The 22,066-nt window shown below is 70.5% G+C and carries 21 protein-coding genes; 12 read left to right on the forward strand and 9 right to left on the reverse strand.

Annotation, left to right across the window (positions count from 1 at the left end; translation table 11 throughout):
- Positions 1 to 34: 34 nt before the first annotated feature.
- Positions 35 to 1,636, forward strand: a complete 1,602-nt coding sequence (locus tag ACH47Z_RS18385) for an ABC transporter permease (RefSeq protein ID WP_399074723.1) — start codon at positions 35 to 37, stop codon at positions 1,634 to 1,636.
- Positions 1,636 to 2,655: an ABC transporter ATP-binding protein gene (locus ACH47Z_RS18390; protein WP_399074725.1), complete on the forward strand. Its 1,020-nt coding sequence runs from the start codon at positions 1,636 to 1,638 to the stop codon at positions 2,653 to 2,655. The genes ACH47Z_RS18385 and ACH47Z_RS18390 overlap by 1 nt, the downstream gene beginning before the upstream one ends.
- A 372-nt stretch (positions 2,656 to 3,027) precedes the next feature.
- On the opposite strand, the gene ACH47Z_RS18395 is transcribed toward ACH47Z_RS18390, so the two are convergent.
- The 6 genes from ACH47Z_RS18395 to ACH47Z_RS18420 form a co-directional block, all read right to left on the reverse strand.
- Positions 3,028 to 3,717: an LAETG motif-containing sortase-dependent surface protein gene (locus ACH47Z_RS18395; protein ID WP_399074727.1), complete on the reverse strand. Its 690-nt coding sequence runs from the start codon at positions 3,715 to 3,717 to the stop codon at positions 3,028 to 3,030.
- A 188-nt stretch (positions 3,718 to 3,905) separates the two neighbouring features.
- Positions 3,906 to 4,313, reverse strand: a complete 408-nt coding sequence (locus ACH47Z_RS18400; protein ID WP_399074729.1) for a VOC family protein — start codon at positions 4,311 to 4,313, stop codon at positions 3,906 to 3,908.
- Positions 4,314 to 4,433: 120 nt separating this feature from the next.
- Positions 4,434 to 5,762 carry a hypothetical protein gene (locus tag ACH47Z_RS18405; protein WP_399074731.1) on the reverse strand — a complete coding sequence of 443 codons (1,329 nt, stop codon included), beginning with the start codon at positions 5,760 to 5,762 and terminating at the stop codon, positions 4,434 to 4,436.
- Entirely contained in the window at positions 5,744 to 6,484 is a 741-nt protein-coding gene (locus ACH47Z_RS18410; protein WP_399074733.1) for an ABC transporter ATP-binding protein, read from the reverse strand. The genes ACH47Z_RS18405 and ACH47Z_RS18410 overlap by 19 nt, the downstream gene beginning before the upstream one ends.
- A 191-nt stretch (positions 6,485 to 6,675) precedes the next feature.
- Positions 6,676 to 8,058 (reverse strand): aspartate aminotransferase family protein, encoded by a 1,383-nt coding sequence (locus ACH47Z_RS18415; RefSeq protein ID WP_399074735.1) that lies wholly within the window; start codon positions 8,056 to 8,058, stop codon positions 6,676 to 6,678.
- Entirely contained in the window at positions 8,043 to 8,561 is a 519-nt protein-coding gene (locus ACH47Z_RS18420; protein WP_039656427.1) for an Lrp/AsnC family transcriptional regulator, read from the reverse strand. The genes ACH47Z_RS18415 and ACH47Z_RS18420 overlap by 16 nt, the downstream gene beginning before the upstream one ends.
- A gap of 171 nt (positions 8,562 to 8,732) precedes the next feature.
- Here ACH47Z_RS18420 and ACH47Z_RS18425 point away from each other — a divergent pair, with 171 nt between their 5' ends.
- From ACH47Z_RS18425 to ACH47Z_RS18440, 4 genes are all read left to right on the forward strand, one after another.
- Complete coding sequence (locus tag ACH47Z_RS18425) at positions 8,733 to 10,172, forward strand: gamma-aminobutyraldehyde dehydrogenase (protein WP_399074737.1); 1,440 nt, start codon at positions 8,733 to 8,735, stop codon at positions 10,170 to 10,172.
- Between the two features lie 430 nt (positions 10,173 to 10,602).
- A complete protein-coding gene (locus tag ACH47Z_RS18430; protein WP_399074739.1) occupies positions 10,603 to 11,796 on the forward strand; it encodes an extracellular solute-binding protein in 1,194 nt (397 codons plus the stop codon).
- A gap of 44 nt (positions 11,797 to 11,840) precedes the next feature.
- Positions 11,841 to 12,365: a hypothetical protein gene (locus ACH47Z_RS18435; protein ID WP_399074741.1), complete on the forward strand. Its 525-nt coding sequence runs from the start codon at positions 11,841 to 11,843 to the stop codon at positions 12,363 to 12,365.
- Positions 12,366 to 12,520: 155 nt separating this feature from the next.
- Positions 12,521 to 12,799 carry a hypothetical protein gene (locus ACH47Z_RS18440; protein ID WP_399074743.1) on the forward strand — a complete coding sequence of 93 codons (279 nt, stop codon included), beginning with the start codon at positions 12,521 to 12,523 and terminating at the stop codon, positions 12,797 to 12,799.
- Here the strand turns inward: ACH47Z_RS18440 and ACH47Z_RS18445 are convergent.
- Both ACH47Z_RS18445 and ACH47Z_RS18450 read right to left on the reverse strand, forming a co-directional pair.
- Entirely contained in the window at positions 12,796 to 13,482 is a 687-nt protein-coding gene (locus ACH47Z_RS18445) for a glycerophosphodiester phosphodiesterase (protein WP_399074745.1), read from the reverse strand. The genes ACH47Z_RS18440 and ACH47Z_RS18445 overlap by 4 nt on opposite strands.
- A 29-nt stretch (positions 13,483 to 13,511) precedes the next feature.
- Positions 13,512 to 14,681, reverse strand: coding sequence for an adenosine deaminase (locus ACH47Z_RS18450; RefSeq protein ID WP_399074850.1), 1,170 nt, complete (start codon positions 14,679 to 14,681; stop codon positions 13,512 to 13,514).
- Positions 14,682 to 14,780: 99 nt separating this feature from the next.
- On the opposite strand from ACH47Z_RS18450, the gene ACH47Z_RS18455 reads away from it, so the two are divergent.
- Positions 14,781 to 15,539 (forward strand): DUF4190 domain-containing protein, encoded by a 759-nt coding sequence (locus ACH47Z_RS18455; protein WP_399074747.1) that lies wholly within the window; start codon positions 14,781 to 14,783, stop codon positions 15,537 to 15,539.
- Between the two features lie 23 nt (positions 15,540 to 15,562).
- Here ACH47Z_RS18455 and ACH47Z_RS18460 read toward each other — a convergent pair whose 3' ends face one another.
- Positions 15,563 to 16,114 carry an NADAR family protein gene (locus ACH47Z_RS18460; protein WP_399074749.1) on the reverse strand — a complete coding sequence of 184 codons (552 nt, stop codon included), beginning with the start codon at positions 16,112 to 16,114 and terminating at the stop codon, positions 15,563 to 15,565.
- Positions 16,115 to 16,322: 208 nt separating this feature from the next.
- Here ACH47Z_RS18460 and ACH47Z_RS18465 point away from each other — a divergent pair, with 208 nt between their 5' ends.
- Genes ACH47Z_RS18465 through ACH47Z_RS18485 form a run of 5 tightly spaced genes read left to right on the forward strand, consistent with a single transcriptional unit; the run spans position 16,323 to position 22,048 of the window.
- On the forward strand, positions 16,323 to 17,858 hold the full coding sequence (locus ACH47Z_RS18465; protein ID WP_399074751.1) for a gamma-aminobutyraldehyde dehydrogenase: 1,536 nt from the start codon (positions 16,323 to 16,325) through the stop codon (positions 17,856 to 17,858).
- Between the two features lie 49 nt (positions 17,859 to 17,907).
- Positions 17,908 to 19,155 carry a PotD/PotF family extracellular solute-binding protein gene (locus ACH47Z_RS18470; protein WP_399074753.1) on the forward strand — a complete coding sequence of 416 codons (1,248 nt, stop codon included), beginning with the start codon at positions 17,908 to 17,910 and terminating at the stop codon, positions 19,153 to 19,155.
- 8 nt (positions 19,156 to 19,163) lie between these two features.
- Entirely contained in the window at positions 19,164 to 20,312 is a 1,149-nt protein-coding gene (locus tag ACH47Z_RS18475; protein WP_399074755.1) for an ABC transporter ATP-binding protein, read from the forward strand.
- Positions 20,312 to 21,247 (forward strand): ABC transporter permease, encoded by a 936-nt coding sequence (locus ACH47Z_RS18480; RefSeq protein WP_399074757.1) that lies wholly within the window; start codon positions 20,312 to 20,314, stop codon positions 21,245 to 21,247. Before ACH47Z_RS18475 ends, ACH47Z_RS18480 begins: the two co-directional genes overlap by 1 nt.
- Positions 21,248 to 22,048, forward strand: coding sequence for an ABC transporter permease (locus ACH47Z_RS18485; protein WP_399074759.1), 801 nt, complete (start codon positions 21,248 to 21,250; stop codon positions 22,046 to 22,048).
- Positions 22,049 to 22,066: the final 18 nt, after the last annotated feature.

Genomic DNA, 22,066 nt, shown 5'->3' on the forward strand with positions numbered 1-22,066 from the left:
ACCCCGGCGGGGGAACGCGGCGCGGCTCGGGCTCATGGCCCTGCCCGTCGCGTTCTTCGCGCTGTTCTTCGCCTGGCCCGTGGCCGCGATCGTGACGCGCGGACTGAAGGTGGACGGCGCCTGGCAGTTCGGGCGGATCGCGGACGTGGTCACGCAGCCGGACATCCGGCACGTGCTGTGGTTCACCACCTGGCAGGCGCTCGCCTCCACCGCGCTCACCCTGCTCCTCGCGCTGCCCGCCGCCTATGTCCTCGCCCGCCTCGACTTCCCGGGCAGGCAACTGCTGCGGGCCGTCGTCACCGTCCCGTTCGTGCTCCCGACCGTCGTCGCCGGCACCGCCTTCCTGGCCCTGGTCGGCCGCGGCGGCCTGCTGGACGAGCTGTGGGGCGTACGGCTGGACACCACGGTGTGGGCGATCCTGCTCGCCCACGTCTTCTTCAACTACGCGGTCGTCGTACGGACCGTCGGCGGGCTCTGGGCCCAGCTCGACCCCCGCCAGGAGGAGGCCGCCCGGATGCTGGGCGCCTCGCCGCTCGGTGCCTGGCGGAAGGTCACCCTGCCGGCGCTCGCCCCCGCCGTGGCCGCCGCCGCCCTGATGGTGTTCCTGTTCACCTTCACCTCCTTCGGCGTCGTCCAGATCCTCGGCGGCCCCACCTTCTCCACCCTCGAAGTGGAGATCTACCGCCAGACCTCCGAGGTCTTCGACCTCTCCACGGCCGCCGTCCTCACCCTCCTCCAGTTCGCCGCCGTCGGCGCGATCCTCGCCGTGCACGCCTGGACGGTACGGCGCCGGGAGACCGCCCTGCGGCTCGTCGACCCCAGCATCACCGCCCGCCGCCCGCGCGGCGCCGGACAGTGGGCGCTGCTCGCCGGTGTCCTCGCCACCATCGCGCTGCTCCTCGTCCTGCCGCTCGCCGTGCTCGTACGAAGGTCCCTCGACGCCCCCGGCTTCGGCTACTACCGGGCGTTGACGAACTCCGACGGCGGTACGTTCCTGGTGGCGCCGGTGCACGCGGTGTGGACGTCACTCCAGTACGCCCTCGCCGCCACCGCCGTCGCCGTCGTGATCGGAGGTCTCGCCGCCGCCGCGCTCGCCCGCCGGGACGCCGGACGGCTGGTCCGGGGCTTCGACGCGCTGCTGATGCTGCCGCTCGGCGTGTCCGCCGTGACCGTCGGCTTCGGCTTCCTGATCGCGCTCGACAAGCCGCCGCTGGATCTGCGGCAGTCCTGGATCCTCGTGCCGCTCGCCCAGGCGCTGGTCGGCGCCCCCTTCGTCGTACGGACCATGCTGCCCGTGCTGCGTGCGGTGGACGGACGGCTCCGGGAGGCGGCGGCCGTGCTCGGGGCCTCGCCCTGGCGGGTGTGGCGGGAGGTGGATCTGCCGCTGGTGCGCAGGGCTTTGCTGGTCGCGGCCGGGTTCGCGTTCGCCGTCTCGCTCGGCGAGTTCGGGGCGACCGTGTTCATCGCCCGGCCCGACCACCCCACGCTCCCGGTCGCCGTGGCCCGGCTGCTCAGCCGCCCCGGTGACCTCAACTACGGCCAGGCGATGGCCCTTTCGACCATTCTGATGGTGGTGTGCGCCGCCGCGCTGCTCATCCTGGAGCGGCTGCGCACCGACCGGACGGGGGAGTTCTGATGCTGCTGAGCCTCGACGCCGCGACCGTGCGCTTCGGCCGGCGGGCCGTGCTCGACGCCGTCGGTCTGGACGTCGCCGAGCACGAGGTGGTGTGCGTGCTCGGGCCCAGCGGCAGCGGAAAGTCGACGCTGCTCAGGGCGGTCGCCGGGCTCCAGCCCCTGTCCGGTGGGCGGGTGTTGCTCGACGGTCGCGATCAGACGGGCGTACCCGCGCACCGGCGGGGTGTCGGCCTGATGTTCCAGGACCACCAGCTCTTCCCGCAGCGGGACGTCGGCGCGAACGTGGCCTTCGGGCTGCGCATGCATGGCGTGGCGAAGGGTGAACGGGACGCCGAGGTGGGCGAGTTGCTGGAGCTGGTCGGACTTCCGGGCGCCGCTCGGCGAGCCGTGGCCGGACTCTCCGGCGGCGAGCAGCAGCGTGTCGCCCTCGCCCGCGCGCTCGCGCCGAAGCCCCGGCTGCTCATGCTGGACGAACCCCTCGGCCAGCTCGACCGCTCGCTGCGCGAACGCCTGGTGGTCGAACTGCGGGAACTGTTCGGCCGGTTGGGTACGACCGTGCTCGCCGTGACCCACGACCAGGGCGAGGCGTTCGCGCTGGCCGACCGGGTCGTGGTGATGCGGGAGGGCCGGATCGCCCAGTCCGGCACGCCGCTGGAGGTCTGGCAGCGGCCGGTGGACGAGTTCGTGGCCCGCTTCCTCGGCTTCGACAACGTGGTCCCGGCGACCGTCGCCGGTACGGCCGCCGACAGCCCGTGGGGCAAGCTGCCGGTGCCCGACGGCTCCCCGCAGGGCGCGCGCACGCTGCTGGTCCGGCCCGCCGGGGTACGGCTCGTGGCGGCCGACGAGGGTCTGCCGTGCACGGTGACCGCCCGCACCTTCAAGGGCACCCATGTGGCCGTCCACCTCCAGCCCGGGGACGGGCCTCGCCTGGAGGCCGCCTGTGCGCTGCGGGACGCGCCGGAGGCCGGGGACGCGGTGGGCGTGGAGTTCGACGCGGCCGAGATCGTCGTACTCGACTGAACCGCGCTCGAACGCATTCGAGGGCCGTGGTGACGTCCGGCGCCGATCTGTCCGCGACCGTGCCGACCTGCCCGGACCGGACGCCGGAGCAGCTCGTGCGCACTGCGCGAGGCAGGGCCGGACACGAAGGTGTGCGCCCGGACCGGATTGCCGAACACCGGCTTCCGGGCCCGCCGTATGGCCCACGAGATCACCGTCCACCGCGCCGACGCCACGCTCGCGGCCGGACTGCCGTGCGAGGTCGCGCCGGACATCGCCGGGGGCACGAGAAGGCCACGGTCGCTCTGCGCGGCCCCCTCGCCTTCCGTACGACCGCGGCCCGTCCCCTGGGGATAGGGGGACGGGCCGCGGAGGTGTGGTGAGGGCAGGGCGTCAGCTGTTGCCGCGCGCCCCGCGACGGCGCATGCCGAACCAGACCGCGCCACCGCCGACGACGACCAGCGCGCCCGCGATACCCGCGATCAGCGGGGTGTTGGAGCTCGCACCGGTCTCGGCGAGGTTCGAGCTGCCGGCCGCCGGGGACGGCGCGTTGCTCGGGGCGGCGCTCGCCGGGGCGGAGTGGGAGGCGGAGTCCGACGGGGTCGGGGACGCCGACTCGGCCGGGGCGGACGTCGACGGCGACGGCTTCGGGGAGGCCGGCGGGGTCGGGGTGGAGCTCTCGGTCTTGCAGGCGGTGGACGGGGTCGTCAGGTCGGGCGTGTCCTCGTCGAGGATGTTGCCCGCCGCCTTGATGTGGACGCGGTAGGTCGCGCTCGGCTTCCAGTCCTCCGGGATGGTCACCGACGTACCCGCGGCCGAGCCCTTGACCTCCTTCTCGCCCACCTTCGTCTCGACACCGCTGGTGTCCTTGCGGAACACGGTGATATGGGCCGGGGTGCCGATGGCGTCGTTGTCGGTGACGACGATGACACCCTTTGCGCCGTCGCACTTGGCTTCGGCCTTGAAGTCACCGATCACACATGCGGACGCGGTGCTGGACAGGCCCAGCACCACGGCTGCGGAGGCGGAGGCAACACCCAGGATGCGCACGGAACGGCGTGCGTTGCGGCGAGTTATGGACACGTTTGTCCTTTGCATTTGCACAACTGCGGGGGGCTGGAGGGGTGTTGGGGCGACCGATGAGGCGAGGCCCCAACATCCCCAGGAGGCTCACAGATCTATAAGCGCTCCGTCAGCAGTGTCAATGCGTAGGCCGTCAAGGGGCGTTGGCTTTGCCTTCTTATTAACTGCCGGGACGTTTGGCCGGAGTGTCAGCTCTGGACCGCCGCCGGGTCCATCCACATGACCTCCCAGGTGTGGCCGTCGAGGTCGTCGAAGGCGCGGCCGTACATGAAGCCGTGGTCCTGGGTCGGGCCGGTCTCCTTGCCGCCCGCCGCGATCGCCTTCTCGACCAGCTCGTCGACCTTCGCGCGGCTCTCCGCGCTCAGACAGACCAGCACCTCGCTGGTCGTCGTCGCGTCGGCGATCTCCTTCTTGGTGAAGGTCGAGTAGAACGGCTTGGTGAGCAGCATCGCGACGATGGTGTCGCTGATCACCACGGAGGCCGCGTTCTCGTCGCTGAACTGGGGGTTGATCGTGTAGCCCAGCTCCGTGAAGAACTTCTTCGAGGCGTCGAGGTCGGTCACGGGCAGGTTCACGAAGATCATCTGCTGGTACATGAGCGTCTCTTCCGTCGGGGCGTGATGCCGGTGTCGGTGTGTTCGGTGGGTAGACCGGGGGCCCGGCTCGAACTCATCGGCGACGGGAGATCTTTTTTCGGCAGATCTCTTCAGATCTCCTCAGCGGTCCACGGGGAGCGCGGCCAGGGCGGCGACGACGAGGGTGAGCGGGCCGAACAGCGCCAGCAGGGCCGCCGCGCGCAGGGCCGCGGCCGCGCGCAGCATCGAGGACGGGGCGCCGAGGCGGAGCAGCGCGGCCGTCGTGTCGGCCCTGGACTGGCGGGTCTCCACGGCGGCGGTGAGCAGGGTGGCGACCGTGCAGCCGGCGATCAGCAGCGCGCCGAGGGTGGTCAGGGGGCCGAACGCCGGTGCGGAGCCGGCGTACAGCGTGGTCATGGCGTACCCGGCGGACGCCACCGCGCAGACGACGCCCAGGGGGCGGCCGATGCGGGTGGCCTCCGCCATGAGGACCCGGCCGGCGAGGAGGCGGAGGGCACCGGGGCGGGTGGACTGCAGGAGCCGTCCGCACAGGTGGGTCAGGCCGGGGGCGGCGAGGACCAGGCCGATGGCGATGAGGAGCCAGCCGAGGAGTACGGCGACCTCGGTCTCGCGGTCGGCGTAGGCGTGGACCGCGAGGCCCACGGCGAGGAAGGTGATGCCCCAGGGGAGGCCGGTGGGGGTGGTCTGTTGGAGGGCGGGGAGGGGGTTGGCCGGGGCGTGGTCCGGGGTCGGGGGCTCGGGGTCGGTCGCGGTGTCCGGTGCTGCCTGGTCGTCGCTCTTCTTCGCGTCGGGAGCCGCCCCGGCGGCACGGCTGCCCGTCGGCCTGCGACCCAGCCGCGCCCCGAACCTCCCGTACGTCCCGAACGTCTCCCTCTCCGCCGAGTGCCCGTACGCCCCGAAGCGGCCGAATCTGCGCGGGCCCGGGGTGGTGGGGCGGGGGTCTCTCGGGCGCAGGGACAGGGCCACCGTGGTCGTTGCCGCGGCCGGGACCAGGGTCAGCAAGGTCAGGGTCGCCGGGACCGGGAGGTACCGGTCGGAGGCCAGGAAGTCGGAGGCGGCGCCGTCGAAGGGCATGCCCGTCAGGTCGCCGCGCAGGTGGAGGAAGACCAGGAGGGCCAGCATCGAGCCCAGGGTGCAGGCCAGGGCGGTGGTCAGGGCGGAGAGGGCCATGAGGCGGGCCGGGCCGAGGCCGACCGCGGACAGGCCGGGGCGGGGCCGGGTGCCGGGGTCGGTGCGGGCGACGGCGAGCGCGAGGTACACCGTGGCGGCGAGCGGCACCGCGCACCAGACCAGGCGCAGCGCGCCGGCACCGGCGGACTCCGGGTGGCCCAGGGCGTAGCCGAGGCAGGACAGCAGCAGGAACCCGGTGCCCGCCGAGGCCGAGGCCACCAGCAGGCGGCGCAGCTGGACGGCGGGCCGGGCCGCGCGGGTCAGACGGAGAGCGAGCACGCGGCCCGGCCTTCCGTCTCCGGTGTCTCCGGCAGATGCAGGGTGTGGACGCGCCGCCCGTCCAGCAGGGAGACCGTCCGGTCGGCGAGGGCCGCGGTGTCGGGGTCGGCCGTGGCCAGGACGACGGTGATGCCGTGCGAGCGGGCGGCCGTGGTGAGGGTGCGCAGGACATGGTTGCGGTCGGCGCGGTGGAGCGGCGCTGTGGGCTCGTCGGCGAAGAGGACCGTCGGGGCCGTGGCCAGGGCCCGGGCGATGGCGACCCGCTGGCGTTCGGCCTGCTGGAGTTCGTGCGGGCGCGCGCGGGACCTGTCGCCGACGTCGAGGCGCTCCAGCCACTCCAGCGCGGCGACCTTGGCCCTACGGCGGCCGGTGCCGCGCAGCATCAGGGGGAGCGCGGCGTTCTCCCAGACGTTCAGCTCGGGGACCAGGGCCGGAGCGGGGTCGATCCAGCCGAAGCGGTCCCGGCGCAGCCGTTCCCGGGCCATCGGGCCGAGGGTGTGCACGGGCCCGCTGTTGAACCAGACCTCGCCGCCCCGGACCGGCACCAGGCCGGACAGACAGCGCAGCAGGGTCGTCTTGCCGCTGCCGCGCGGGCCGGTGACGGCGAGGATCTCGCCCTCCCGCACCCCGAGCGAGATCCCGGCGAGCCCGGGGGAGCCGTCGGGGTGCCTGAAGTGCAGCGCGCGTGCCCAGAGCACGTCGTTGTCCGGCGGGGCCTCCATGGGCGTACACCTCGGTTCTGATCCGTTTTTCCCGTGCCTGATCCCTCGTGTGGGGGAACGAAGGCTGGGCCGATCGGTCACTCGGAACGCTAGGCAGCCACTACCGGGAGCCCGGACAGCACACGGCCCCGGGCCGCCGTTCTCACTCGAACGGAGGGCACCGGGGCCGGTTTGATCATCCGGTCGGATGATCAGAGCTTCGTCCACGCCTCCGTGAGGGTGGCGCGCAGGATCTGCTCGATCTCGTCGAAGGTCTCCTGGTTGGAGATCAGCGGCGGGGCGAGCTGGACGACCGGGTCGCCGCGGTCGTCGGCACGGCAGTACAGGCCGTTGTCGAAGAGCGCCTTGGAGAGGAAGCCGTACAGGACGCGCTCGGTCTCCTCCTCGTTGAAGGACTCCTTGGTGTGCTTGTCCTTCACCAGCTCGATGCCGTAGAAGAAGCCGTTGCCGCGGACGTCGCCGACGATCGGCAGGTCGTGCAGCTTCTGCAGGGTCTGCAGGAACGCGCCCTCGTTGTCCAGCACGTGCTGGTTCAGGCCCTCGCGCTCGAACAGGTCGAGGTTGGCGAGACCCACGGCCGCGGAGACCGGGTGGCCGCCGAAGGTGTAGCCGTGCAGGAAGGTGTTGTCGCCCTTGTAGAACGGCTCGGCGAGCTTGTCGGAGATGATGCAGGCGCCGATCGGGGAGTAGCCCGAGGTCATGCCCTTGGCGCAGGTGATCATGTCCGGGACGTAGCCGAACTTGTCGCAGGCGAACATCGTGCCCAGGCGGCCGAAGGCGCAGATGACCTCGTCCGACACGAGCAGCACGTCGTACTGGTCGCAGATCTCGCGCACGCGCTGGAAGTAGCCGGGCGGGGGCGGGAAGCAGCCGCCCGCGTTCTGGACCGGCTCGAGGAAGACGGCCGCGACGGTGTCCGGGCCCTCGAAGAGGATCTGCTGCTCGATCTGGTCAGCGGCCCAGCGGCCGAAGGCCTCGGGGTCGTCGCCGAAGATCGGGGCGCGGTAGATGTTGGTGTTCGGCACCTTGTGCGCGCCCGGGACGAGCGGCTCGAACGGCGCCTTCAGACCGGGCAGACCCGTGATGGACAGGGCGCCCTGCGGGGTGCCGTGGTAGGCGACCGCACGCGAGATGACCTTGTACTTGGTCGGCTTGCCCTTGAGCTTGAAGTACTGCTTGGCGAGCTTCCAGGCGGTCTCGACGGCCTCGCCGCCGCCGGTGGTGAAGAAGACCTTGTTCAGGTCGCCCGGGGCGTAGTCGGCGAGGCGCTCGGCCAGCTCCACGGCCTTCGGGTGGGCGTAGGACCACACCGGGAAGAACGCCAGCTCCTGGGCCTGCTTGAAGGCGGTCTCGGCGAGTTCCGTGCGGCCGTGACCGGCCTGGACCACGAACAGACCGGCGAGACCGTCGAGGTAGCGCTTGCCCTTGTCGTCGTAGATGTAGGTGCCCTCACCCCGGACGATGGTCGGGACGGGGGAGTTCTCGTACGAGGACATGCGGGTGAAGTGCATCCACAGGTGGTCGTACGCGGTGCGGCTGAGGTCCTTCTGGGTCACGGTTATCGGGTTCCCCACATGTAGGTCTGCTTCTTCAGCTTCAGGTAGACGAAGCTCTCGGTGGAGCGCACCCCGGGCAGGGCCCGGATGCGTTTGTTGATGACGTCCAGCAGGTGGTCGTCGTCCTCGCAGACGATCTCGGCGAGGATGTCGAACGAGCCCGCGGTCATCACCACGTACTCGACTTCCGACATGTCAGTCAGCGCGTCCGCGATCGACTCGACATCGCCCTCGACGTTGATCCCGACCATCGCCTGCCGGCGGAAGCCCACGGTGAGCGGGTCCGTGACGGCGACGATCTGCATCACGCCCTGGTCCAGCAGCTTCTGCACGCGCTGGCGCACGGCCGCCTCGGACAGGCCGACGGCCTTGCCGATCGCGGCGTACGGCCGGCGGCCGTCCTCCTGGAGCTGCTGAATGATGGCGAGGGAGACGGCATCCAGCTGGGGGGTGCCGTTCCTGGACTCGCGGGAGGAGTCCCTCTGGTCTGCGCTTCGACTGGCCACGACCTCACTGTGCACGACGTCTCGACAGTTTCGCAAGCCCCAAGCGATGAAATTCGTTGTCTGAGACTCCGAACCTTGCGGATTTCGCAGAACCAGTGCCATCAGGGGTGTTGAAAACGTGGGCCTGACGACTAGGGTGGGTGTCTCAGCAATCGGACAGCGAGAACCTGATTCAGGAGGCCGGCAGTGAGCACCGAGCTGCGTCGTCTGCGCAACTACATCGACGGTGAGTTCCGGGACGCCGCCGACGGACGGACCACCGAGGTGGTCAACCCCGCGACGGGCGAGGCGTACGCGACCGCGCCGCTGTCCGGTGAGGCGGACGTCGACGCCGCCATGGAGGCCGCCGCCCGCGCCTTCCCGGCATGGCGCGACACGACCCCGGCCGAGCGGCAGAAGGCGCTGCTGAAGATCGCGGACGCGTTCGAGGAGCGCGCCGAGGAGCTGATCGCGGCCGAGGTGGAGAACACGGGCAAGCCGGTCGGGCTCACCCGCTCCGAGGAGATCCCGCCGATGGTCGACCAGATCCGCTTCTTCGCGGGCGCGGCGCGGCTGCTCGAGGGCCGCTCGGCCGGTGAGTACATGGAGGGGATGACCTCGATCATCCGCCGTGAGCCGGTCGGCGTCTGCGCCCAGGTCGCCCCCTGGAACTACCCGATGATGATGGCCGTGTGGAAGTTCGCCCCGGCGATCGCCGCGGGCAACACGGTCGTCCTGAAGCCGTCCGACACCACGCCGGCGTCGACGGTCCTGATCGCCGACATCATCGGCTCGATCCTGCCCAAGGGCGTCTTCAACGTCATCTGCGGCGACCGTGACACCGGCCGCCTGATGGTCGAGCACTCCGTGCCGGCGATGGCGTCGATCACCGGCTCGGTCCGCGCGGGCATGTCCGTGGCCGAGTCGGCGTCGAAGGACGTCAAGCGGGTCCACCTGGAGCTGGGCGGCAAGGCCCCGGTCGTCGTCTTCGAGGACACCGACATCGCCAAGGCCGTCGAGGACATCTCCGTCGCGGGCTTCTTCAACGCCGGCCAGGACTGTACGGCCGCGACCCGTGTCCTCGTCCAGGAGTCCATCCACGACGAGTTCGTGGCCGCGCTGGCGAAGGCGGCCGCCGAGACCAAGACCGGCCAGCCGGACGACGAGGACGTCCTCTTCGGCCCCCTGAACAACCCCAACCAGCTCAAGCAGGTGAGCGGCTTCATCGAGCGTCTGCCCGCCCACGCCAAGGTCGAGGCGGGCGGTCAGCGGGTCGGCGACAAGGGCTACTTCTACGCCCCGACCGTCGTCTCGGGCCTGAAGCAGGACGACGAGATCGTCCAGAACGAGGTCTTCGGCCCGGTCATCACCGTCCAGTCCTTCTCGGACGAGGACCAGGCCGTCGAGTGGGCCAACGGTGTCGAGTACGCCCTCGCCTCCTCGGTGTGGACCAAGGACCACGGCCGCGCGATGCGCATGTCCAAGAAGCTCGACTTCGGCTGCGTGTGGATCAACACCCACATCCCGCTGGTCGCGGAGATGCCCCACGGCGGCTTCAAGAAGTCCGGCTACGGCAAGGACCTGTCGGCGTACGGCTTCGAGGACTACACGCGGATCAAGCACGTGATGACGTCGCTGGGCGAGTAACTCCCCCGGAACGAGAGCGGCTCCGGACAGGTCACCTCCCTGACCGGAGCCGCTCTTCGTTCACTGGGCCGCCGCCGGCTGCTCGGGGCCGTGGTGGGACAGACCGACTGCCCGCAATGTCCGGCCAGTGCACCTGGTACAGGTCGATCACCTGCGCGCCCCACGTGCTGTGCTTTCTGAGGGACACCCCCAGATCCCCGGCCGGCCGTCGCCGCCGAACGCCCGGGCGCCGAGCCCGGTCCCCCTCAACAGGCATGTTTTATAAGGGGAAAGACTCGGACCGTGCTACCGGGACCTATTCGCCGACAGCCGGCGGGCCACGGCCGGCCGGAGGGTGACCGGTACTGATCGACAAGGTGTCGGGTCACACTCGGTGCGCTCGACGCAGCGTCGATTGTCCCTCCGGTGGCCGGGCGGGCATCCTTCCGGGGTGCCCCAGACTTCCTCTCGTACGTCCGTGACGTCCCGCCGTACCCTCCTGCGTGCCCTCGGCGGCACCGCCGCGCTGGGCGCCCTGGCCGGCTGCGGGGTGCCCGCCGCCTATGTCGCGCCCGGCGACCGTGCCGTGGCCGACGACTCCGCGGCCGACAAAAAGCTGACCTGGGCGAACTGGCCGCTGTACATCGACACCGATGACAAGAACCCGAACCGGCGGCCCACGGTGGACGCGTTCGAGAAGCGCACCGGGATCTCCGTCGACTACGTCGAGGAGATCAACGACAACGACGAGTTCTTCGGCAAGATCAGCCCGGCGCTGATGAACCACCAGTCGACCGGCCGCGACCTGATCGTCATCAGCGACTGGATGTGCGCCCGGTTCGTGCGCCTCGGCTGGGTGCAGCGGATGGACCGCGCCCACCAGCCGAACGTGGCGAAGTATCTCGACCCCCTGCTCCGCTCACCGGCCTTCGACAGGGGCCGCCTCTGCACGGTCCCCTGGCAGTCGGGCATCACCGGCATCGCCTACAACCGCAAGAAGCTGGGCCGCGAGATCCGGCACGTGAAGGACCTCTGGGCGAGCGACCTGAAGGGCCGCGTGACCCTCCTGTCCGGCCTGGACGAGTCGTTCGCGCTGCTCATGCAGGGCAACGGCGTGGACATCACGAAGTGGACGGCGGACGACTTCCACCATGTCTGCGACGAGGTGGAGCGCGAGGTCCACCGCGGCCAGATCCGCCGCTTCACCGGCAACGACTACACCAAGGACCTGGTGAGCGGAGACGTGTTGGCCTGCCAGGCCTACTCCGGCGACGTCATCCAGCTCCAGGCGGACAACCCCGACATCCGCTTCGTCGTCCCCGAGGAGGGCGCCGAGCTGTGGTCGGACTCCCTGATGATCCCCAACCGCGCCCACCACAAGGCCAACGCCGAGCGCCTGATCGACTACTACTACGACCCGGCGGTCGCCGCGAAGCTCGCCACCTGGGTCAACTACGTCTGCCCGGTCCCGGCGGCCAAGGAGATCCTGGCGTCCTCGAAGGACAAGGACACCGCGTCCCTCGCCGACAACCCCCTGATCTTCCCGGACACGACGATGCGGAAGCGCCTCGCCATCGCCCGCGACATCACCTCCACGGAACGCGTGGACTTCGCGAAGCGCTGGAACAGGATCGTGGGGCTCTAGAGGGTACTTTTGAACGTGTTCAACTCCAGGCGTACGCTGCTGCCATGAGCGACAGAGCCGCCCTGCTCAAGGGCATTCGCGTCTGGTTGGTCCTCTTCGTCGTGTGCCTCGTCCTCAGCGGGGCCACCGCCTTCCCCCTCGTGCACGAACTGCGCTGGACCGAGAGTGCGTTGCGCGCGCTGTCCGTGCCGGACCTCCTGCCGGGGCTGATGGACTGGATCGAGCGGGTGCGCCACGGGCTCGACACCGCCGACGCCGACTACCCGTTCCTCCTCTACGGCACCGACTGGCTGGCCTTCGCGCACCTCGTCATCGCGGTCGCCTTCTACGGGCCGTACCGCGACCCCGTGCGCAACATCTGGGTCGTCGAGTTCGGGATGATCGCCTGCGCCGGCATCGTCCCGCTCGCCCTCGTCTGCGGGCCGATCCGCGGAATCCCCTTCTGGTGGAGCCTGATCGACATGTCCTTCGGGGTGTTCGGGGTCATCCCGCTGTACGTCGTACGGAAGAAGATCAAGCGACTGGAGGCGCTCGGCGAGCCGAAGCCGGTTCCCGTCCCCGCTGCTTGACGGCGGGCGGCACGATCCGCTGGGCCACCGACCGAGTGGACGAGGGTGCGGCTGAGGTCCCGGGTCGCGACGATGCCCGCGGAACAGCCTTACCGCGCACCGGACTTGACCCAGGATGCCGTGCCCTCGTACTCGAACCGCCGCAGCCCGGCACCGTGAACATCTCCCGCAGCCGCGGCCCGGGCGCGATCCCGCCCGAGAACAGCGCCGTGACCAGCCGCTCCAGGCCGGCCGTCGGGGAGATCATGTCGCCGGCTGCCCGGCGATCGCCGGGGGAGAACTCCGGGCCCTTCGCCACCGCCGACGCCACCACCTTCGTGCGACCCGGCCCGGAAGCGGGCGTCCGGGTCCGCAGCCCGGCCGCTCGCCAGGTCGTGCACGCCCGCGCCGCCCCGGCCGACCCGGCGACGGTGGCCCAGCGGTCGCGGGTCTAGCCGCGGGAGCGGAGGGCGTGCAGGACGTCGACCCGGTTCGTCGTGATCGAGTCGACGCCCAGGTCCAGCAGGCGGCTCATCGAGCGGCGGGTGTCCGGCGTCCAGACGGAGAGGAGGTGTCCGTCGTGGTGGACGCGGGCCGCCAGCTCCCGGCTGACCAGTGAGAAGCGGTAGTTGAGCCAGCGCGGCTTGACCACCTCCAGCAGCGCGGGCCGGGGCGGGGCGAGGGTCGTCCAGGTCAGGGCGATCTCGGCGGCCGGGTCGGCGGCGCGGACGGCGAGCATGGCCTCGGCGTGCGCGCAGTAGTAGACGCGGTCCTGGGCCCCGCTCTGCCGGACCACGTCCATGACCCGGTCCACCACCCCGCGGTCGACCCGCCCGCACAGGTCCACCATCACCCGGGCGTCGCCGGTCGCGGCCAGCGCCTCCGCGAACGTCGGCACCCCGCCCGCCGTGAGCCCGCGCAGCTCCTCGGCGGACAGGGCGCTCAGCGGTCGCTCGACGTCCCAGAGCCGCTCGAGCGTCCCGTCGTGCAGCAGCACGGGGACGCCGTCTCGGGTGAGCCGTACGTCGATCTCGACCGCGTCCGCGCCCTGGTCGAGCGCGGAACGCAGCGAGTCGGTGGTGTTCTCGCGGAAGCGGTAGGGGTCGCCGCGATGGGCCACGGCGGTCACGGTCTGCATGGCCCCATTGTGGTCTGCCGTGGTCCGCGTCAGGAGGCCAGCCACGTGGTGGTGTACGTGTCGATCTCCGCCGCGATCCGCGCCTTGCCCGCCGCGTCCAGGAAGGACGCCTCCACGGCGTTCCTGGCCAGGTCGGCGAGGCCGCGCTCGTCCAGGCCGAGGAGCCGGGCCGCCACCGCGTACTCGGTGTTGAGGTCGGTGCCGAACATCGGCGGGTCGTCGGAGTTGATCGTGACCAGGACCCCGGCCTCGGTGAACTCCTTGATCGGGTGCTCGTCCAGGGTGTGCACCGCGCGGGTGGCGATGTTGGAGGTCGGGCAGACCTCCAGCGGAATGCGGTGCTCGGCGAGGTGGGCGAGCAGCTTCGGGTCCTGCGCGGAGCTGGTGCCGTGCCCGATCCGCTCGGCGCGCAGCTCGGTCAGCGCGTCCCACACCGTCTGCGGGCCGGTCGTCTCGCCGGCGTGCGGCACCGAGTGCAGTCCGGCCGCTATGGCCCGGTCGAAGTACGGCTTGAACTGCGGCCGGGGTACGCCGATCTCGGGCCCGCCGAGCCCGAACGACACCAGGCCCTCCGGCCGGATCCGGTCGTCGGTGGCCAGCCGGGCCGTCTCCTCGGCGGACTCCAGCCCGGCCTCGCCGGGAATGTCGAAGCACCAGCGCAGTACGGTCCCGAACTCGGCCTCGGCCGCCTTGCGGGCGTCCTCGATGGCCGCCATGAAGGCCAGCTCGTCGATGCCGCGCCGGGTGGAGGAGAACGGCGTGATGGTCAGCTCGGCGTAGCGCACCTGCTGCCGGGCCAGGTCACGGGCCACCTCGTAGGTCAGCAGCCGGACGTCCTCGGGGGTGCGGATCAGCTCCACCACCGACAGGTACACGTCGATGAAGTGGGCGAAGTCGGTGAAGGTGAAGTACTCGGCCAGCGCCTCGGGGTCGGTGGGGACCTTGGAGTCGGGGTGCCGGGCGGCCAGTTCCGAGACGATGCGGGGGGAGGCCGAGCCGACGTGGTGGACGTGCAGTTCGGCCTTGGGGAGGCCGGCGATGAAGGTCCGCAGATCGCGGTCGGCCGTGCCGGTGGCGGCTGCGGAGCTGTGGTCGGTCAAGGGGTCCTCCCCGGAAGCGGGCGCCCGTGGAACCAGGTCCCTGGACCGGGTCCGTGGAACCGGTCCGTGGGACCGGGTCCGTGGTGCGGGCGCGGTGATCGGCTGATCGGTTGCGCGGGATCATCGTAGGCCCCGGCTCGTGCGGCCCGGGGCTGCCCGTAGCATGAGGCACATCCAGCAGAGGGGGATACGTTCACGATGTCCGACGAGGTGCCGCAGTCCACGCCATCGGATCAGCAGCCTGCCGGCGCGGGGCCCGCGACACCCTGGGTGTCCCTGGGCAAGACGGCGGACGCGACACCGGCGACTCCGCAGGACACCGCTCCGGGGTACGGCCCCGGCCCCGGCTCCGTCCATGACCAGCAGACGCTGACGTCGCTGCCCACGGACGCCGTACCCGCCGCCTGGGCCCCGCCGTTCGCCGCCGCGTCCCCGGCGAACTCCTTCGCACCCGCGGCGGACCCGTTCGCCCCGCCAGCGGCCACCCCGGCCGCCCCCGTGAACCCGTACGCCCCTCCGGCCGCGCCGGTGAACCCCTTCGCGCCGCCCGCCGCACAGCACCCGGCGACCGAGCTGGTCCCCCCGCCGCCCATCGCACCCGACGGGCCCGGCCAGGTGCCGTACGGCTACCCGGGCACCCCGTCGGCGTACGGCTACCCCGGCGCCTACCCGGCCGCGAACGCCTACGGCTGGCCCGGCATGCAGCCGGCCCCGAGCAACGGCATGGGGACGGCCGCCCTGGTCTGCGGCATCCTGGCCACGGTCGGCTTCCTGATGTGGCCGGTGGCCCTGGTGCTGGGCATCCTCGCGATCATCTTCGGCGCCGTGGGCCGCGGGAAGGCCAAGCGCGGCGAGGCGACGAACCCGGGCATGGCCCTGGCGGGCCTGATCTGCGGCGGGGCGGGCATCGTGCTGGTGCTGGGCTTCTTCGCGTTCGTCATCGCGATCACGACGTAGCCCAACGGGACCGAACCGCGGAACTAGGCCAACCGCTCCCGCGCCTCCATCAGCGCGAACCCCAACAAGTTCGGCCCCCTCCACCGCTCGGGGTCGAACGCGGCCTCGTCACTCGCCGCGAGCCCGATCCCCCACACCCGGTCCACCGGGCTCGCCTCCACCAGGACACGGTCACCGGTACCGAGGAGGAACCCCCGGAGGGCACGGTCGGCCGCGAACTTGTGCACGCTGCCCTCGACCACGATCCGGAACCGCTCCCGCTCCCATATCGCCTCGTCGAAGCCCCGGACCAGCCGGCCCGCCTTCTTGGCTTCGGCGGGATGCCCCGCGGCCAGCACCCGCCGCTCCGCCTCCGCGTCCTCGAAGAGCCGTGCCTTCCCGGCCATCATCCAGTGCTCGGCCGTCGCGTACTCCACCCCGTCCACCACGAACGGCGACGGCCACCACTGGCTCAGGCAGCTCGAGCCGATGCTGCCGTCCTTCCTCGGCCGATGCCCCCAGAAGTGCAGGTACTTCACCTGGGCCCCGGCCCGGACCTCGCTGATCAGGGCTTCCACCCCGTCGATCTTCCCCATGCACGCGAGTCTGGCACGCACCACTGACACTCCGTCCGCCCTTTTCCGTCCCGACTCGACACCTGGTCGACAGATTCCGTCGCGTAACCAAAAGGCAACAACGGAATCACTTGTTGGAGTCCTCTTGCTCTGTCAGGATCGGCACTCAAATCGAGCTGGAGCTACGCCACCCACCCCCGGGACGGGGCACACGGCGGAGGAGAGCGACATGCACAACCCGGGTACCGCCACCCCGGAACGATTCCCCGCGCAGGACCGATTCGCCGAGGGTGCGCAGTTCATCGCGGGCCGCCCGGCGAAGGGCACCGCGGGCCGTACCCACGCCGTGGTCGACCCTGCCACCGGCGAGGAGGTGTACACCTACGAGCTGGCCGGCGCCGACGACGTCGACGCGGCCGTCGCCGCCGCGCGCGAGGCGTTCCCGGGCTGGTCCTCGGCCACCCCGGGCGAGCGCTCCGACGCCCTGCACCGCTTCGCCGCCGTGCTCGCCGACCGCGCGGAGGAGTTCGCCCGCGCCGAGTCCCTCCAGTGCGGCAAGCCGCTGAAGCTCACGCGCGAGTTCGACGTGCCGGGGACGATCGACAACACCGCCTTCTTCGCGGGCGCCGCCCGGCACCTGGCGGGGCAGGCGGCCGCCGAGTACTCCGGCGACCACACCTCGTACGTCCGCCGGGAGCCCATCGGCGTCGTCGGGTCCATCGCGCCCTGGAACTACCCCCTCCAGATGGCCGCCTGGAAGATCCTCCCGGCGATCGCCGCGGGCAACACCATCGTGCTGAAGCCCGCCGAACTGACCCCGCTGACCTCGCTGCTGTTCGCGCAGGCCGCCACGGACGCCGGGATCCCCGACGGCGTGATCAACATCGTCACCGGGACCGGGAGGGAGGCCGGCGAGCACCTGGTCGGCCACCCCGACGTCGCCATGACCTCCTTCACCGGGTCCACCGCCGTCGGCAGGCGCGTCGCCGAGATCGCCACCGCCACGGTGAAGCGGCTGCATCTGGAGCTGGGCGGCAAGGCGCCCTTCGTCGTCTTCGACGACGCCGACCTCGAGGCCGCCGTCCACGGGGCCGTCGCCGGCGCGCTCATCAACACCGGACAGGACTGCACGGCCGCCACGCGCGCGTACGTGCAACGCCCGCTGTACGAGGCGTTCGTGGAGCGGACCGCCGCGCTGATGGAGACGGTGCGGCTGGGCGATCCCTTCGCCCCCGGCACCGACCTCGGGCCGCTCATCTCACACGTCCAGCGGGACCGGGTCGCCGCCTTCGTGGACCGGGCGCGTGCCTACGCGCGCGTGGTGACCGGCGGCGAGGTGCCGAAGGGCGAGCTGGAGAACGGCGCCTACTACCGGCCGACGCTGATCGCCGACGCGGCCCAGGACAGCGAGATCGTCCAGTCCGAGATCTTCGGCCCGGTTCTGGTCGTCCTGCCGTTCGACACCGATGACGAGGGGATCCGGCTGGCCAACGACACCCCGTACGGCCTCGCCGCCTCCGCGTGGACCGGGAACGTCTACCGCGCGAACCGCGCCACCCGCGAGATCAAGGCGGGCTGCGTGTGGGTCAACGACCACATCCCGATCATCAGCGAGATGCCCCACGGCGGCTACAAGGCGTCCGGCTTCGGCAAGGACATGTCCGCCTACTCCTTCGAGGAGTACACGCAGGTCAAGCACGTAATGTTCGACAACACCGCGGTGGCCGCGAAGGACTGGCACCGCACCGTCTTCGGGGACCGTTAGCCGACCGGGCCCCGACCAGGCCCACCCCTCCCGAAAGGGCACCACGCGCATGGAGCAGTACGAGCCCGACCGCCTGACACCGGTCGACGTCGCCGCCGTACGGCGCGGTCCGCGAACCGGCCGGGCCGCGTTGACCCGCAGGTCGCTGCTGCGCGCCTCGGCCGGCGGCGCGCTCGCGGTCGGCGGACTCGGGGCGCTGAGCGCCTGCGGGATCCCCGCGGCGGCCAAGAACGGGGGCGGTGTGTCCGCCGACGACCACTCGGCCAAGGAGAAGATCGTCAACTTCTCCAACTGGCCCGAGTACATCGACGTGGACGACAAGGGCAAACGCCATCCCACGCTCGACACCTTCGGCAAGCGGACCGGCATCCAGGTCAAGTACACCGAGGACATCAACGACAACGACGAGTTCTTCGGCAAGATCCAGCCCGAGCTGGCCGCCGGCCACGACACCGGCCGCGACCTCCTCGTGCTCACCGACTGGCTGGCCGCCCGCATGATCCGGCTCGGGTACGTCCAGAAACTGGACCCGTCCAACCTGCCGCACGCCTTCGCCAACCTGTCGGACCAGTTCCGGGCGCCCGACTGGGACCCGGGGCGCGCCTACTCGTACCCCTGGCAGGGCATCTCGACCGTCATCGCCTACAACAAGAAGGCCCTGGACGGCATCGAGGTGAAGTCGGTCTCCGACCTCCTCGACAACCCCAAACTCAAGGGCCGCGTCGGCTTCCTGACCGAGATGCGCGACAGCATCGGCATGACCATGCTCGACATGGGCAAGGACCCGGCGAAGTTCACCGACGACGACTTCGACGCGGTGGTCGCCCGCCTGCAGAAGGCCGTCGACAAAGGCCAGATCCGCCGCTTCACCGGCAACGACTACACCTCGGACCTCACCAAGGGCGACTTCGCCGCGTGCATCGCCTGGGGCGGCGACATCGTCCAGCTCCAGTCGGACAACCCGGCCGTCGGCTACGTCATCCCGGACAGCGGCTACATGACGTCGACCGACAACCTGCTCATCCCCAACAGGGCGCGCCACAAGACCAACGCCGAGCGGCTCATCGACTACTACTACGAGCCCGAGCCCGCCGCCGAGCTGGCCGCCTACATCAACTACGTCAGCCCCGTCGCCGGAGTACAGCCCTACCTTGCGAAGATCGACGCGTCGGCGGCGAAGAACCCGCTGATCATTCCCGACAAGGCCATGCAGGCGAAGTCCCATGCCTTCCGCGCGCTGACGCAGAAGGAAGAGACGGCCTACCAGCAGAAGTTCTCGAAGCTCACAGGGGCGTGACGACGACGATGACGACACCAGACAACAGCGGCGACGTCCGCCTCTCCGGTATCTCCAAGACCTACGGCGCCTTCACCGCCGTACACCCGCTGGACCTGACCGTGCCGCAGGGCTCCTTCTTCGCCCTGCTCGGCGCATCCGGCTGCGGCAAGACCACCACCCTGCGCATGATCGCGGGCCTGGAGGAACCGACGGGCGGCACCGTGCACCTCGGCGACCAGGACGTCACCCACCTGCCGCCGTACAAGCGGCCGGTGAACACCGTCTTCCAGTCCTACGCCCTCTTCCCGCACCTCGACATCTTCGAGAACGTCGCCTTCGGCCTGCGCCGGCGTGGCATCAAGAGCGTGAAGAAGCAGGTCGAGGAGATGCTCGACCTGGTCCAGCTCGGCGAGCAGGCACGCAAGAAGCCGCACCAGCTGTCGGGTGGTCAGCAACAGCGTGTGGCCGTGGCCCGCGCCCTCATCAACCACCCCAAGGTGCTCCTCCTCGACGAGCCCCTCGGCGCCCTCGACCTCAAGCTGCGCCGCCAGATGCAGCTGGAGCTCAAGCGCATCCAGACCGAGGTCGGCATCACCTTCGTGCACGTCACGCACGACCAGGAGGAGGCCATGACGATGGCCGACACGGTCGCCGTGATGAACGCGGGCCGCGTCGAGCAGCTCGGCTCGCCCACCGATCTGTACGAGAACCCGAACACCACCTTCGTCGCGAACTTCCTCGGCACCTCCAACCTCATCGAGGCCGAGGTCGACACCAAGAACGGCGGCGACATCGTCCTCAAGGCCGGCGGCGGCAAGCTCGTCCTGCCGAAGGCGCGATGTTCGGCGCCCACGACGGCCGGCGGCAAGGTGCTGGTCGGCATCCGCCCCGAGAAGATCTCGCTCACGCACGCCGACGACGCAGGCGAGATACCCGAGGGCCGCAACCGCCTCACCGGCACGATCGCCGACGCGAGTTTCATCGGCGTCTCCACGCAGTACGTCATCGACAGCCCGGTCTGCGACGAACTCGCGGTGTACGTCCAGAACCTCGAGCGCGACGGCCGTCTGGTGCCCGGCGCCGACGTCGTCCTGCACTGGAGCCCGGCGCACACCTTCGGCCTGGACGCGTCGCAGGACATCGACGCGGGCACCGAGGAAGAGGCGGCCGCCTGATGTCGACGCTGACCGAAGCCGAGGCGCCCCCGCCCCTCGCGCCCACCGCACCGGAGAAGAAGCCCCCGCGGGGGCGCGGCCGTTGGACGCCGTACTGGCTGCTGCTGCCCGGCATGCTCTGGCTGATCGTCTTCTTCGCGCTGCCGATGATCTACCAGGCCTCCACGTCCGTGCAGACGGGCTCCCTGGAGGAGGGCTACAAGGTCACCTGGCACTTCGTGACCTACTGGAACGCGCTGAGCGAGTACTGGCCGCAGTTCCTGCGGTCCGTCTTCTACGCGGCCGCGGCCACGGTCCTGTGCCTGCTGCTCGGCTACCCGCTGGCGTACCTGATCGCCTTCCGCGCGGGCCGCTGGCGGAACCTGATCATGATCCTGGTGATCGCGCCGTTCTTCACCAGCTTCCTGATCCGCACCCTGGCCTGGAAGACGATCCTCGCGGACAACGGCCCCGTCGTGCACACCCTGAACTCGCTGCACATCCTGGACCTCACCAACTGGCTCGGCTGGACGGCCGGCCACCGCGTGCTGGCCACACCGCTGGCGGTGGTGTGCGGACTGACGTACAACTTCCTGCCGTTCATGATCCTGCCGCTGTACACCTCGCTGGAGCGGATCGACGGCCGGCTGCACGAGGCGGCCGGCGATCTGTACGCCAAGCCGTGGACCACCTTCCGCAAGGTGACCTTCCCGCTGTCGATGCCGGGCGTCGTCTCCGGCACGCTGCTGACCTTCATCCCGGCGGCCGGTGACTACGTCAACTCCGAACTGCTGGGCTCGACCGACACCCGCATGATCGGCAACGTGATCCAGACGCAGTTCCTGCGCATTCTGGACTATCCGACGGCCGCGGCCCTGTCCTTCATCCTCATGGCCGCCATCCTGGCCATGGTCACGATCTACATCCGCCGGGCCGGGACGGAGGATCTGGTCTAAATGCCCTTCGTCAACTGGTTCAAGCGCCGTCTCGTCGTCATCGCGGGACTGCTGACGCTCGCCTATCTGCTGCTGCCGAACGTCATCGTCACGGTGTTCTCCTTCAACAAGCCGAAGGGACGCTTCAATTACGAGTGGCAGCAGTTCTCGCTGGACGCCTGGAAACAGCCGTGCGGGGTCGCCGACATGTGCGGCTCGCTGTCGCTCAGCCTCCAGATCGCCATCTGGGCGACGGTCGGCGCGACGATCCTCGGCACGATGATCGCGTTCGCGCTGGTCCGTTACCGCTTCCGGGCGCGCGGCGCCGTCAACTCGCTGATCTTCCTGCCGATGGCGATGCCCGAGGTCGTCATGGCCGCCTCGCTGCTCACCCTGTTCCTCAACATGGGCGCCCAGCTGGGCTTCTACACGATCCTGATCGCCCACATCATGTTCTGTCTGAGCTTCGTCGTCACCGCGGTCAAGGCCCGTGTGATGTCGATGGACCCGCGCCTGGAGGAGGCCGCCCGGGACCTGTACGCCGGTCCCGTGCAGACCTTCCTGCGGGTCACCCTGCCCATCGCGGCACCCGGAATCGCCGCGGGCGCGCTGCTCTCCTTCGCGCTCTCCTTCGACGATTTCATCATCACCAATTTCAACGCCGGCTCGACCGTCACCTTCCCCATGTTCGTCTGGGGTTCGGCGCAGCGCGGAACTCCGGTCCAGATCAATGTGATCGGTACGGCCATGTTCCTCGTCGCCGTCCTCATCACGCTGTTCTCGATGCTCATCACCAATCGCCGTAACAACCAGAAGGCATAAGCCCCTGTAGGGAGTTGA

The sequence above is a fragment of the Streptomyces sp. NPDC020192 genome (assembly GCF_044388685.1).
Lineage (GTDB): Bacteria > Actinomycetota > Actinomycetes > Streptomycetales > Streptomycetaceae > Streptomyces.

Bases quoted from the DNA above. Each gene is read 5' to 3' on its own strand.
- ACH47Z_RS18385 (WP_399074723.1), top strand. From the start codon at position 35: ATGGCCCTGCCCGTCGCGTTCTTCGCGCTGTTCTTCGCCTGGCCCGTG.
- ACH47Z_RS18390 (WP_399074725.1), top strand. From the start codon at position 1,636: ATGCTGCTGAGCCTCGACGCCGCGACCGTGCGCTTCGGCCGGCGGGCC.
- ACH47Z_RS18400 (WP_399074729.1), bottom strand. From the start codon at position 4,313: ATGTACCAGCAGATGATCTTCGTGAACCTGCCCGTGACCGACCTCGAC.
- ACH47Z_RS18410 (WP_399074733.1), bottom strand. From the start codon at position 6,484: ATGGAGGCCCCGCCGGACAACGACGTGCTCTGGGCACGCGCGCTGCAC.
- ACH47Z_RS18435 (WP_399074741.1), top strand. From the start codon at position 11,841: ATGAGCGACAGAGCCGCCCTGCTCAAGGGCATTCGCGTCTGGTTGGTC.
- ACH47Z_RS18445 (WP_399074745.1), bottom strand. From the start codon at position 13,482: ATGCAGACCGTGACCGCCGTGGCCCATCGCGGCGACCCCTACCGCTTC.
- ACH47Z_RS18455 (WP_399074747.1), top strand. From the start codon at position 14,781: ATGTCCGACGAGGTGCCGCAGTCCACGCCATCGGATCAGCAGCCTGCC.
- ACH47Z_RS18460 (WP_399074749.1), bottom strand. From the start codon at position 16,114: ATGGGGAAGATCGACGGGGTGGAAGCCCTGATCAGCGAGGTCCGGGCC.
- ACH47Z_RS18465 (WP_399074751.1), top strand. From the start codon at position 16,323: ATGCACAACCCGGGTACCGCCACCCCGGAACGATTCCCCGCGCAGGAC.
- ACH47Z_RS18470 (WP_399074753.1), top strand. From the start codon at position 17,908: ATGGAGCAGTACGAGCCCGACCGCCTGACACCGGTCGACGTCGCCGCC.
- ACH47Z_RS18475 (WP_399074755.1), top strand. From the start codon at position 19,164: ATGACGACACCAGACAACAGCGGCGACGTCCGCCTCTCCGGTATCTCC.
- ACH47Z_RS18480 (WP_399074757.1), top strand. From the start codon at position 20,312: ATGTCGACGCTGACCGAAGCCGAGGCGCCCCCGCCCCTCGCGCCCACC.
- ACH47Z_RS18485 (WP_399074759.1), top strand. From the start codon at position 21,248: ATGCCCTTCGTCAACTGGTTCAAGCGCCGTCTCGTCGTCATCGCGGGA.